Annotated in this window: 11 protein-coding genes; 6 read left to right on the top strand and 5 right to left on the bottom strand. The window is 61.6% G+C overall.

Annotated elements, in window-relative coordinates; translation table 11 throughout:
• Positions 1-5: 5 nt before the first annotated feature.
• The 4 genes from FJ941_RS25155 to lptF all read right to left on the bottom strand — a co-directional run bounded on the left by FJ941_RS25155 (position 6) and on the right by lptF (position 5731).
• Positions 6-938 carry a peptidylprolyl isomerase gene (locus tag FJ941_RS25155; protein WP_181165968.1) on the bottom strand — a complete coding sequence of 311 codons (933 nt, stop codon included), beginning with the start codon at positions 936-938 and terminating at the stop codon, positions 6-8.
• A gap of 88 nt (positions 939-1026) precedes the next feature.
• Positions 1027-3447: an LPS-assembly protein LptD gene (locus tag FJ941_RS25160; RefSeq protein WP_181169962.1), complete on the bottom strand. Its 2421-nt coding sequence runs from the start codon at positions 3445-3447 to the stop codon at positions 1027-1029.
• Positions 3447-4529 (bottom strand): LPS export ABC transporter permease LptG, encoded by a 1083-nt coding sequence (gene lptG / locus FJ941_RS25165; RefSeq protein WP_140509863.1) that lies wholly within the window; start codon positions 4527-4529, stop codon positions 3447-3449. The genes FJ941_RS25160 and lptG overlap by 1 nt, the downstream gene beginning before the upstream one ends.
• The gene (gene lptF / locus FJ941_RS25170) at positions 4529-5731 is read right to left on the bottom strand and encodes an LPS export ABC transporter permease LptF (RefSeq protein WP_140509864.1); all 1203 of its coding nucleotides are present in this window, start codon (positions 5729-5731) and stop codon (positions 4529-4531) included. The genes lptG and lptF overlap by 1 nt, the downstream gene beginning before the upstream one ends.
• Before the next feature lie 362 nt (positions 5732-6093).
• On the opposite strand from lptF, the gene FJ941_RS25175 reads away from it, so the two are divergent.
• Together FJ941_RS25175 and FJ941_RS25180 are read left to right on the top strand one after the other, a co-directional pair.
• Entirely contained in the window at positions 6094-7626 is a 1533-nt protein-coding gene (locus FJ941_RS25175) for a leucyl aminopeptidase (protein WP_140509866.1), read from the top strand.
• 9 nt (positions 7627-7635) lie between these two features.
• Complete coding sequence (locus tag FJ941_RS25180; RefSeq protein WP_140509868.1) at positions 7636-8085, top strand: DNA polymerase III subunit chi; 450 nt, start codon at positions 7636-7638, stop codon at positions 8083-8085.
• 142 nt (positions 8086-8227) lie between these two features.
• Here the strand turns inward: FJ941_RS25180 and FJ941_RS25185 are convergent, their stop codons facing one another.
• Positions 8228-8698: a carboxymuconolactone decarboxylase family protein gene (locus FJ941_RS25185; RefSeq protein ID WP_140509870.1), complete on the bottom strand. Its 471-nt coding sequence runs from the start codon at positions 8696-8698 to the stop codon at positions 8228-8230.
• A gap of 70 nt (positions 8699-8768) precedes the next feature.
• Here FJ941_RS25185 and FJ941_RS25190 point away from each other — a divergent pair, with 70 nt between their 5' ends.
• The 4 genes from FJ941_RS25190 (at position 8769) to FJ941_RS25205 (ending at position 11606) form a co-directional block, all read left to right on the top strand.
• A complete protein-coding gene (locus FJ941_RS25190; RefSeq protein WP_246673986.1) occupies positions 8769-9476 on the top strand; it encodes a TetR/AcrR family transcriptional regulator in 708 nt (235 codons plus the stop codon).
• An 18-nt stretch (positions 9477-9494) separates the two neighbouring features.
• Positions 9495-10106 (top strand): hypothetical protein, encoded by a 612-nt coding sequence (locus tag FJ941_RS25195; RefSeq protein ID WP_140509871.1) that lies wholly within the window; start codon positions 9495-9497, stop codon positions 10104-10106.
• Positions 10103-10969, top strand: coding sequence for a 23S rRNA (adenine(2030)-N(6))-methyltransferase RlmJ (locus FJ941_RS25200; protein ID WP_140509873.1), 867 nt, complete (start codon positions 10103-10105; stop codon positions 10967-10969). Before FJ941_RS25195 ends, FJ941_RS25200 begins: the two co-directional genes overlap by 4 nt.
• A 184-nt stretch (positions 10970-11153) precedes the next feature.
• Positions 11154-11606: a hypothetical protein gene (locus FJ941_RS25205; protein ID WP_027144529.1), complete on the top strand. Its 453-nt coding sequence runs from the start codon at positions 11154-11156 to the stop codon at positions 11604-11606.
• Positions 11607-11716: the final 110 nt, after the last annotated feature.

Genomic DNA, 11716 nt, shown 5'->3' on the forward strand with positions numbered 1-11716 from the left:
TCACGTCAGCGCTTGACGATGCGGGCTTTCGCCTTCAGCTCGTCGACATATTTCTTGCTAAGATCGTCGGCGGCCTTGTCGCTGGAGCCTTCGCTCTGGAACACCATCTGGGCCGTCTTGTCGTCGGATACTTCGCGCGACGAGCAGATGCCGATGAATTCGACGCCGCGTTCGGTCTCGCGTGTGACGGTGGCGCCACCGACCTTGGTCGCCTTGATCTGCTCCGCCCAGTCCGGCGGCAGTTGCGGCGCCAGAATCCGTCCGAGGTCGCGGACGGTGACGTCGATCAGGCCTTTGGCGAACTCGCGCGTCGTGTTGCAGCCGTTGAAGCGGGCACGCATGGCGTCGGCCTCGCGCTTGCGTTTGGCCAGCGTCGCGCTGCGTTCGGCCGCTGGCACGACGAAGATGACCTGCTGCAGCATGTATTCCATGGCACTCGGCTTGGCTCCGCCCTTGTCAAGCATGCGCCGCACCGCGTCCTGTTCGGTCACGCTGCCACCTTCGCCGGAACGGTAACGGGCGCTCAGGGCCTGGTTCCAGGCCATCTGGGCGCGAATGAACTCCTTGAAATGATCCTTGCCGACGCCGGATTTTTCCATGACGCCGTTAAGCTGGACGAGCTGCATCTTGTTGTTGGTGGCAAAGCGCTGGTAGGCGGCCTCGACCTGGGCATCGCTGATACGGATGCCAAGCCGTCTGGCCTCGGCCATGCGCAGCGTCTGGTCGATCATTTCCTGGGCAGCGTCGCCCTTCTTGCGCTGCAGCTTCAGGAAGGCGGCACGATGGGCGATATCACCAGTGGTGATTGCTATGTCGTTGACGACGTATTTGATCTCGCTGGCGAAAGCCGGCGGCGTCATCACTGTCATCGACACGGATGTCGCCGCCACAAGCAACGCGAACCCTGCTGAAAAGAGGTATTTCCTCATCGTTGGCATCCCAATTCTATCCCGGCTCCGCCCAATTCCGTCCCCTTCCGGATACGCGAATCCGTGCCAGCCCTATGCGGCGAAACGATGTCGCCGCTTATTGGATGGTGTCGACTGCGTTGGTCGACGAGCCGAAGTCGCCGAGGGTACGGAACGACAGGTTGAATCCGATGCTCTGCGTCACTTCCCTGGTGTTCAGGTCACGCGACTGCGCGTACGTCATCAGGTAAGTGAAGCAGGAATCGTTGTAGGCGAAGCCCACCCCGTCCTTGACCAGCAGGCCTTCCTGCAAATCGTAGGTTCCTGTTCCGAACACGCGCCAGTTCTCGGCAAGATGCGTCGATGCGCCGAGCGTGACCTCGTGACGGTCGGTCGTGAAACCATAGAGCGGCTGGGCCTGGATGAAGGCATACTTGGCGCTCAACGACACCGGTAGGCCGGAATAGGCGGCTTTAAACTCGGCGCGGCGGATCTCGAAGCTCTGTTCGTCGAAACGGCCGCTGACGGAGGCCGCGAATCCATTGGGGCTGGTTATGCCAAACAGGCCGACATAGTCGGACTTGGTGGTCTCGAGCCCCGAATTTGCGCCGACATTGACCAGATCAGGTGCCGCGAAGGAGTTTTCGCCGCCGATCTGATAGGACTGGCCGAAGATCGCATTGGTGCCCCAGCCATTGATATAAGAGCCGGAATAGCGCAGCCCGACATTGGCACGCGAGCCGCCCTCGATGCGGTCGTAGCCGGAGAACTTGTCGCGTTCGAACAGCGTGGTCGCATCGAAAACCATGCTCTGCGCGTCTTCGTTCGGAATGGAGAGGCCGCCGACATACTGTTCGTTCGGGCGCAGGAACACCTGAGCCATCGGCTCGAAAACGTGGCTCGACCCGCTGGCCAGCGAGAACAACAGGGGCCAGCTCATCTCGAGCCCGGCGGTCGCCATGTAGCGGGCAAAGGACGAGCGCATGTCGTCCTGCTCGCCCAGATTCGTCGCCATCTGGTTGATCGCGGCGAGCGAAGCCGATGATGGTCTGACATAGTCGACGTCGCCTTGCAGCGCCAGCAACGGTGTCAGCACCAACCCGTCATCGGTGACAAAGCTCCGTTTCCACTCGGCCTCGGCGGTAAGACGGCTGGACTCGCCTTCGATGCCGCGCACGCGCTGCGTACCTGACGGGGGGTAGTAAGGGGTGAAATATGTCTCGTCGAGATCTTCGCGGCGGATGACGCGCGTATTGACATTGAGCGACAACTGGCCGCCGGCGACCGATGCGTCGGGGATATAGGCATAGTCGAGCGAGGGCAGCACCCAGGGCTGCTGGCCGCTTCTCGCCGCGACATTGTCGTTGAGCGTATTTTCCTGGACTTCGAAATGCATGGCACGCACGTCGAAATAGTTACGGTCATTGAGACCAGTCAGGTAGACCGACGACTGGTGGACGTATTCGTTGTACTTGTTGATGTTGTAGGTGTGCGAGAAATCCTTGTCGGTCTGCAACAGCACGTCCCAGCCGAAATTCCAGCGTTCGTTGATCGCGAACTGCCCTTGCGTGCCCATCATGCCGCGGAACTTGTTGGAATCGCCAGCCGCGCCCGAATCGATGTTGCGGCCGGCGCTGTCGATGAAGGCGTCGGGATTCTGCTGCTGGATCCCGGCGACCTTAAAAGTGTATTCGCCATTGTTGAAGCGCTGGCGCCATTCGGCTTCACCGAGGAAGCCCTGCTTGGTGTAGCCGCTTCCGGTCACCGTCAGGTCATATGTTGGGGAAAGAGCGAAATAGTAGGGGACCTTGACGCTATACCCCAGATGGCTGTTGTAGCCGATGCTGGGGATCAGGAAGCCGCTCTTGCGCTTCACCGTCGGGTCTGCGATCTCGAATGCTGGCAGGTAGGCCAGCGGAAAGCCGAAGAACTCGAAATTCGCGCTCTCGAAGCGAACCGTCTTCTTCTCACCGTTCCAGATGATCTTCCTGGCTTTGACGCGCCATGTCGGCGCCTTGTCGGGCTTGTCCTCGCACGGTTCGCAGGCGGTGTAGACACCATTGTGGAAAGTGGTCAGCACGCCGCCCATGCGTTCGGCGCTTTCGGCGGCGAAATAGGCCTTGTCGACGGTTTCAACGCGCAGCGCGTTGACGAAGCCGTCTGCGAAATCGTCGGTGATGTCGATGTGCTGCGAATTGATCTTGGTGCCGTCGCTGTTGACGATCTCGACATTGCCGCTGGCAACCATCCGCTTGGTCTTGCGGTCGTACACAACCTTCTGGGCGACGAGGCGGTTGCCGCCATAGTCGATCTGCACGCCGCCGATGGCGGTCACGGTCAGGTTGTCGTTGTTATATTCCAGGGTGTCTGCCGCCAGCAGCATCTGCGAGCCGGACGGAACCGTGGTCGCCATGTTGCCGACATCCTGCGCGAACGCCGGCAGCGGGACGCCGCAGGCGACCAGGCACGCCAAGGCGCTCGCCGCATAAAGGCGCGCCAAACGGGCCTGCCTGTCGCTGGGCAAAAACGCCTCCCTCACTAGCCGTCTTCCTTGTATAGCAGGAAAGTCACCCCGAAGAACATAGCTACCACGACCGGCACCCAGGCGGCTATGGCAGTCGGCACGAACCCCGCCACGCCGAACGCCTTCACCAGAACCGAAACGACATAAAGCAGAAACCCGGCAACGACGCCACCCAGAATCATCGTTGCCGACTGCCCCATTCGCGCAAATCGCATTGAAACTGTTGCCGCAATCAGCGTCATGGCGACGAGGAGGAATGGCAACGCCACCAGCGAATCAAACTGCATGGCAAAGGCATTTGCCTTGAGGCCAAAGGAACGGGCAACCTCGATTTTTCCGGGCAGGTCATAGAAGGGAATCGTCTCCGGGCGCGCCAGCCGCTCCTGCACGAATTCCGGCTTCAGATTGGTCGGCACACGATCGTTCGCGACGGGCTGGATGGTGCCGTTCCTGAAGATCTTCACATCCTGCAATTCCCAATAGCCGTCGCGCAGGTAAGCACGCGCCGCATCCTTGCGCTCGACGATATTGCCTTGCTGGTCGAGGATGAAAAAAACCGCGTCGGACATCTCCAGACCCTGGCCGAGGATGGCGCGCGCGCCGATGATCGTGTCGCCGGAACTGGTTTTCTGGCGGATCCAGGGAGCGGCATCGGCCGAAACCGTGTTGGATTTGCCAGAGCGCAACTCGGTCTCGATCTGTTCGGACAAGGAGAAGGCGTGCGCGGCGAGCGGGTTGATGATCCCGACCGATACGGCGCCGAACAGCAGTGCGCCGATGCAGCATGGCAAAAGGAACTGCCAGGCGGAAACGCCCGCGGAGCGCGCGATGACGAGTTCGTAACGTCGGTTGAGCGACACCAGCGTCGCCATCGCCGAGAACAAGCCGACAAACGGCACCGTCTGCAGCATGATCATCGGCATGCGAAGGCCTGAAATGGCCATCGCCGTGCCATAGGTGAACCCCGGCAGGCCGGTGGTGCGGCCGGACAGTTCGGTGAAATCGATAAGGAATACCAGCGCCAGAAGGCCGAGGAAGAACCAGATCGTGATCGCGACGTAGCGGAAGAAGAAGTAACGGCCCAGCGTCCAGCCCATTAGCCGGCTCCTTGGCCTGAGGTGTCGCGCCTGGATAGACGCAACTTGAGGGCATTCCAGCCGTCACCGATGCGGCTGGCCAGGTTTGTCATCCAGTCCGCCCAGGCAACCGGCAGTTCCATGGTCCGGTTCGACACGATGAACCAGATCGCCACCGCGGAAGCCACGATCGGCACGCCATAGACCACATAGGAATATTGCGGGACTTCGTCGGCCTTGCTCGCGGCGAAGAAACCCAGCCAGCGCACGAACAGCGATATCGCGATGGCCGTGATCAGCGGATTGACGCGCGCCTCGCGATGCGAACGCGCGTCTCCCGCGACCGCGAGCGCGATCAGGGCGAAAACCATGGAATATGTCCATTCCGAAAACCGCTGGTCGACCTCGGCCCGGTACTCCTGCGGATTTTGCTGATAGTTCTTGTCGTTAGGGCTTGGATTGAGCAGGTACTGGGTCGTCTGGTCCTTTGGCAGGAGCGTCACCTGGTTGGCCGCCGACATGAAGGCCGACATGTCGAAGGCATAGGACGTGAACCGGATGACACTGAGGTCGCCCGTCAGCGTTTTGCGATGGATGACGCCGTCATTCATCATCAGCACCTTTTCGCCGCCGCGTTCGATGATGCTGCCGGTCTTCGCATAATAGACGAGATTGACGCCTTCCTCGCGCGAATCGGCGACGAAGATGCCACCCAGCCGGTTGTTGGGAAGCCGCTCGCCAATCTGCAGGAACAGTCCGTCCTCGATTTTCCGGAACGTGCCTTCCTGGATGATCAGCGACAAAAGGTCGGCGCGCGACTCCGCCACCAGGGCGCGGTTCTTCTGTCGTGCATAGGGGTCGATGCCGTTGTCCACGGCGAATGAAAAGACGCTGGCGGCCAGCGCCAGCAGCATGATCGGCCGCACGATGGTCCAGCGCGAGGCGCCCGATGCGTTGACCACCGCGAGTTCCGAATCCGAATTCATCACACTGAGTGTCTGGGCGACAGCCACCACGAGCGCGAAAGGCACGACGATCGGGACGATGGAGGGGAGAATAAGGGACGCGACCTCGAAGAAGGTCAAGGCTGACTGACCGCTGTCGGTGACCAGGTTGATCTTGGCCAGTACCTGCGTCGTCCACACGATGGCCAGCGTCCAGACCAGTGCTGCCAGGAAGACCACGCAAGCGCGGCGCATGATGTAGCGTTCAACGACCTTCATGAAGGCTTTACTCGATTTTCTCGAACGGCATCATGCCACCACGCCAAGGTAGCTGTCCGGCGACGCCCGCACAACTGGCTCCGTTGGGCTGCGTCGGGCAGGCGAGCCGGTTCCCGTCCCACGTCGCGTGCCGCAGTAGGCCGGAGTGTCGGCGGCAATGGATAAGAAAGGACGAACATCGATGGTTAACAACAAGTTGCGGCATTAAGCGGGCCGTGCCGCGACGAATCGCCATCGATTCCATGTCTCATATGGGTAGCCATTTTGGCAAAGTCTTGCCAAATGCCGGAAAACGACCAAATGTCGCGGATCGCTTCAAACCGCTTCGCGCATCATCGCGCAACCCCCGAAAGCAGGACATGATGAACCCGAGACCATCGATCGCCTTTGCAAAATTCGTCGCGCCCCAGTCGGCGGCGAACAGAAAGGGCACGGTCTTCGTGCTGTCGGCGGATGATGGCTTGAGCGATGCGGCCAGGGCTTACGATCCGGGCAAGACGCTCGACCGGGCTTTCCCGGTCGCCGAGTTTACCGGCAAGTTCGCCGGCACTGTCGAAATCCTGGCGCCGGAAGCAACATCGCTCGACAGGTTGGTCGCGATCGGCGCCGGCAGGGTGTCGGGGCTCGATGAATATGCCTGGCTGAAGCTCGGCGGCACCATTGCGGCATCGCTGCGCAAGGCAACCGACGTGGCCGTGGTCCTCGACCTGGCCGGTGCCTCGCCCGATGGCAAGGACGCCGCGAACCTCGCAGCGGGCATTCTTTTGCGCGGCTACTCCTTCGACAAGTACAAGACCAGGAAGGATAAGGACGACGGCCAGGGGAGCGGCCAGGGGGGCGGCAAGGCCGATCCGAAAAAGCCGGTCAAGGTGACCATCCATACCGCCGACCCGGCAGGCGCCAAGAAAGCTTTCACCGATGCCGAGGCGGTGATCGACGGTGTGCTTCTGGCGCGCGATCTCGTCAACGAACCGGCAAACGTGCTGGGACCTGTCGAGTTCGCCGCCCGCGCCAAGGACCTCGAGGCGCTCGGCGTCAAGGTCGAGATCCTGACCGAGAAGGAGATGAAGAAGCTTGGCATGGGTTCGCTGCTGGGTGTCGCGCAAGGCTCGCCCCGAGGCGCCCGCATGGCGGTCATGCAATGGAACGGCGGCAAGCCCAAGGACAGCCCGGTCGCCTTCGTCGGCAAGGGCGTCACGTTCGACACCGGCGGCAATTCGATCAAGCCGGCCTCCGGCATGGAGGACATGAAAGGCGACATGGGCGGCGCTGCCGCCGTGACCGGGTTGATGCATGCGCTCGCCGCGCGTAAGGCCAAGGCCAATGTTGTCGGCATCATCGGTCTTGTCGAAAACGCCGTCGATGGTCATGCCCAGCGCCCGGGCGACATCGTCACCTCGATGTCGGGACAGACCATCGAGGTGCTCAACACCGATGCGGAGGGGCGCCTCGTTCTGGCCGACGCGCTGTGGTACTGCAACGACCGCTTCCAGCCGAAATTCATGGTCAACCTGGCGACGCTGACCGGCGCCATCATGGTTGCGCTCGGCCTGCATTATGCCGGCCTGTTCTCCAACAACGACGAACTGGCGCAAAGGCTGACCGCGGCCGGACAGTCAACGCAGGAACGGCTGTGGCGCATGCCGCTCGGCGCCGAATACGACAAGCTGATCGATTCCAAGAACGCCGACATGAAGAACATCGGTGGCCGCTACGGCGGCGCGATCATCGCCGCGCAGTTCCTGCAGCGCTTCGTCAAGGACACGCCCTGGGCGCATCTCGACATTGCCGGTACCGCGATGGGCTCGCCATTGAACGAGATCAACCAGTCATGGGGTTCGGGTTTCGGCGTTCGGCTGCTGGACCGGCTGGTGCGTGATCACTACGAGAGCTGACGTTCATCCATGGCCGATGTGCTGTTCTACCATCTGACCGAATCGACGTTGGAGGATGCGCTGCCGGGCCTGCTCGAGCGCAGCGTCGATCGCGGCTGGCGCGCCGTGGTGCAGACCGGCACCGAGGAGCGGCGCGACGCGCTCGACCAGCATCTGTGGACTTTCCGCGACGATTCCTTCCTGGCGCACGCGACCGATCGCGAAGCTTATCCCGGTGAACAGCCAATCCTGTTGACCACTGGTGACGGCAATCCCAACCAAGCCAAGATCAGGTTCCTGGTAGACGGCGCGGTGCCGCCCGACCTTCGCGGCTACGAGCGTGCGGTGTTCCTGTTCGATGGCCATGACGCGGCCCAGGTCGAGATGGCCCGGGCGCATTGGAAGACGATGAAGGACGCGGGCCACGCCGTCACCTATTGGCAGCAGACCGCGGACCGCCGCTGGGAGCGCAAGGCGTGAGAGCAGCGCCTAAAGCCGAAACGCGGACCAGAGACGACCCGCGCACCGAGTCATCTCTGTAGTGCCATTGAGGCTTACTGCCCGCCCATTTCCTTCTTGCCGGCGGGCTTACTGCCCGCCCATTTCCTTCTTGCCGGCGGGCTTACTGCCCGCCCATTTCCTTCTTGAATGTATCGAAATCGACCTGCATGCCGTTGAAGATGGTGCTCCAGTGGCGTGTCAGCGCCGCCATCGCCACGGCTTCCTGGATCTCCTCGTCGGTTGCGCCGGCGCGCTTGGCGTCCTGCGTGTCCGACCAGATGCAGTAGGTGCAAGGAATCTGTGCCGCCACGGCCAAGGAGATCAGCGACTTGACCTTGGGCGGCAGCGCCGTCTTGTCGCTGAGTTCGATGGCCTTGACCTCGGCCCAGGCACCAGGCAGACCGGTTTTGGGAAACTGCTTCACAAAGCTCGGCACACCGCCCATGGTCGACTGTATGTCCTTGAGGGTTGCATCATAGTCGTCGGCGTGGGCCGGCGCGGTGCCGAGCGACAGCACGCAGGCTGCGGCGGCGAACAGGAACACATGCTGGGACGAAGATCGCACGGATTTGACGACGCGATGGTACGACATGGTTTTATCCTCTGGTCTTTGTTAGCCTTACGATGTAAGGTAACGGTGAAAATGAACCTTACACTGTAAGTTGTCAAGCGGCGCGATGGATCAATCAATCAAGAAAAAGAGAGCGCGCGGACGTCTGTCGCGCGAGATGATCGAGAACGCGGCCTTCGAGGTGATCGAGAGGGAAGGGCTTGCCGGCTTTTCGATGCGCAAGCTGGCGGCCGCACTTGGTTGCGAGGCAATGAGCATTTATCATCACTTCCCCTCACAGGCGCATCTCTTTGAGGCGCTGGTCGACAGGCTGATTGGTCCGTTGAAGATGCCGGATCCGGATCTGCCATGGCGCCAGAGGATGCGAATGGTGGTATTGGATTATCGGCGTATCGGTCGCGAGCATCCGGCCTTCGCGAGCTATTTTCTCAGCTACCGGATGAATTCGCCCATTTGCCTTGCCTATATCGACAACATCGTAGGCTTGTTCAATGACGGCGGCTTCGATCAGGAAATGGCCGCAAGGCTGTTCCGTGCGGTGGGGTACTATCTGTCGGGGGCGGTGCTCGACGAGACCGCCGGTTACTCAAAGGGCCCGTCGGCGGTCACAACGGTCGGCCGTGAGCAGCTTGAGCGCGATTTCCCCAACATCGCCACCGCGGGACGCTACTTTGGCACCGCTGAATTCGACAAGACCTTCGATCTTGGCCTGGAGATGCTTCTGGACGAGATGGAGCGGATCCGCACTGCTACCCTGGACAGGTCCGCGCAAGGCGGCAGCCATAGCGAGCAGAAGTAGAAATAGCCAAGGTTTTCGATGCGCTTTCTGTTTGTCCTGATCCTGCTCTCCGGCACCGGCATCGGTTTCATCTACCCCTGGGCGGTGAGCAATTTTTCCGGTCGCGAAATCGGCACCTGGCGAGTCTATGAGCAGGGCCGGTTCAGGCCGTTGACAGTATCGCTCAAAGATCGCGATGCCCCGGTGCGGGTGCTGGTCGACCTGACCGCCAGGGCCGAGCGCATCGTTTCGCAGCAGCGCACGGTATTGACGCTGACCGCGGCCACCAATGGCCGCACTGTGCTTGCCTCGACGCTGCAGTTCAATCATGTGGACAATCCGCGGCAGGCCAGCCCGCAATTGCCCGACAAGATCTTTCGCGACGAGGCCGGCCTGATTGCCACCGTCAGCCCTGGCGCTTACCTCTTCACAGTTGGCCCTGGCGATGCCGAGGACATACCGATGCGAGCGGTCGACCTTGTCTTGCGTTCCGGCGTCGGCGAGATCGACGCCCGGGCGCGGCCGATAGGCTTTTCGCTGATGGCGGTCGGCTTGATCGGCTTCCTGCTATCCCTGCGTTCTGGAGGCGGGCGACCGGAAAATCCGAACTCGCAACCGCCGCCGCCACGCTGGGGCAGGGGTCCCACATGAACTACCGCCACGCCTACCACGCCGGCAATTTTTCCGATGTCGTCAAGCATGTCGTGCTGACGCGCCTGCTCGACTATCTGAAGCAGAAGGACAAGGCGTTTCGTGTCGTGGACACCCATGCCGGCATTGGCCGCTACGACCTGTCGTCACTCGAAGCGCAAAAGACCGGTGAGTGGCAGGGCGGCATCGGCAGGCTGATCGATGCCTCGTTCGACGCGAAGGCGGCGGCGCTGCTGGCGCCTTATCTGGCGGCGGTGCGCTCGCTCAATCCCGAGGGCGGCGTGAAGAAATATCCGGGCTCGCCGCTGCTCGCGCGCAATCTCCTGCGCAAGCAGGACCGGTTGTCGGCGATCGAACTGCATCCGAAAGACGCCGCGAAGCTGAAGACGGAATTCGCCGGCGATTTCCAGACAAAGGTGATGGAACTTGACGGCTGGCTTGCGCTCGGGGCGCACCTGCCGCCGAAGGAAAAGCGCGGCTTGGTGCTCATCGATCCACCCTTCGAGGAAGAGGGCGAGTTCGGCCGCCTCGTCGAGGGGCTGGTGAAGGCGCACAGGCGCTGGCCCAACGGCATCTACGCCCTGTGGTATCCGATCAAGAACCGCAAGGCGATCATCGCCTTCAGGAAAGCGCTGAAGCAATCCGGCATCCCGAAAATCCTCGACATAGAATTCGAGATCAGGCCGCCCTCTTCGGAACCCAGCCTCGATGGCACCGGCATGGTGGTGGTCAATCCGCCCTTCATGCTGGAAGGCGAACTGCGAACCATATTGCCGGCACTGCACAAATTGCTCGCCGTGGAAAAGCCGGCGCATTGGTCGATGGAATGGCTGGCCGGCGAGCAGGCCCCGCCGCCGGTATAGCTGGATTTGATCGCCGCGCCCCGTGCGACCGCATGATCCGCCCGCAGGGAACTTCGCCGTTACCCGCGGGTTGCTGCTTACAGCAACTGCCCGCGCCGGTTTCTGGAAACCATTGTTTCGGCAACCGCTTGACCGCCGTCGAGCGAATCCGCACAGTGCGCGCAATCGACCTTGAGAGGCTGCCATGACTCGCTTCGCCAAATCCGCACTTGCTGCCCTGATTTCGCTCTGCACACCCCTTGCCGCGCCTCTCGGTATCACCCAGGCGGTCCATGCGGCTGACCTTGCCGTCTATTCCGAGGACGATGGCAGCGTCTGTGGGGAGACATGGGTGCTGAGCAAGATCACGCATCGGTTCTCCTACCAGGTGCATCACGTGCCGCATCTGCCCGAGGTCGCCATCACCGATTTTCGCGACATTCGCCAACACCGCTATGAGCAGGCGAGCGAGGAATGGCCGATTGGCCGTCACTATTGCCGGGCAACCGTCAGCCTGTCGGATGGCCGGGACCGGTCGATCTTCTATCTGATCGAGGAAGGCCAGGGCTTTGCCTCGATCGGCGACAATGTCGAGTTCTGCGTCTCGGGCTTCGATCGCTGGATGGTCTATAACGGCCGCTGTCGCGTCCTGCGCTGAACGCGTCTCTTCCTTTCCGGTCTTTTCCCGCCTGCGGCCTGAAGGGGTCGCGGGCGCTTTGATGTCCTGCGTTGACAGGTGAGGCGTTCCGGTGCGCTGTGATGAGACAG

Origin of the sequence: Mesorhizobium sp. B2-3-13 (assembly GCF_006442195.1) — a bacterium.
Taxonomy (GTDB): domain Bacteria; phylum Pseudomonadota; class Alphaproteobacteria; order Rhizobiales; family Rhizobiaceae; genus Mesorhizobium; species Mesorhizobium salmacidum.

Coding starts and splice junctions, on each gene's coding strand:
- lptF (WP_140509864.1), bottom strand. CDS start 5,731: ATGAAGGTCGTTGAACGCTACATCATGCGCCGCGCTTGCGTGGTCTTC.
- FJ941_RS25200 (WP_140509873.1), top strand. CDS start 10,103: ATGAACTACCGCCACGCCTACCACGCCGGCAATTTTTCCGATGTCGTC.
- FJ941_RS25185 (WP_140509870.1), bottom strand. CDS start 8,698: ATGTCGTACCATCGCGTCGTCAAATCCGTGCGATCTTCGTCCCAGCAT.
- FJ941_RS25205 (WP_027144529.1), top strand. CDS start 11,154: ATGACTCGCTTCGCCAAATCCGCACTTGCTGCCCTGATTTCGCTCTGC.
- lptG (WP_140509863.1), bottom strand. CDS start 4,529: ATGGGCTGGACGCTGGGCCGTTACTTCTTCTTCCGCTACGTCGCGATC.
- FJ941_RS25180 (WP_140509868.1), top strand. CDS start 7,636: ATGGCCGATGTGCTGTTCTACCATCTGACCGAATCGACGTTGGAGGAT.
- FJ941_RS25175 (WP_140509866.1), top strand. CDS start 6,094: ATGAACCCGAGACCATCGATCGCCTTTGCAAAATTCGTCGCGCCCCAG.
- FJ941_RS25155 (WP_181165968.1), bottom strand. CDS start 938: ATGCCAACGATGAGGAAATACCTCTTTTCAGCAGGGTTCGCGTTGCTT.
- FJ941_RS25195 (WP_140509871.1), top strand. CDS start 9,495: ATGCGCTTTCTGTTTGTCCTGATCCTGCTCTCCGGCACCGGCATCGGT.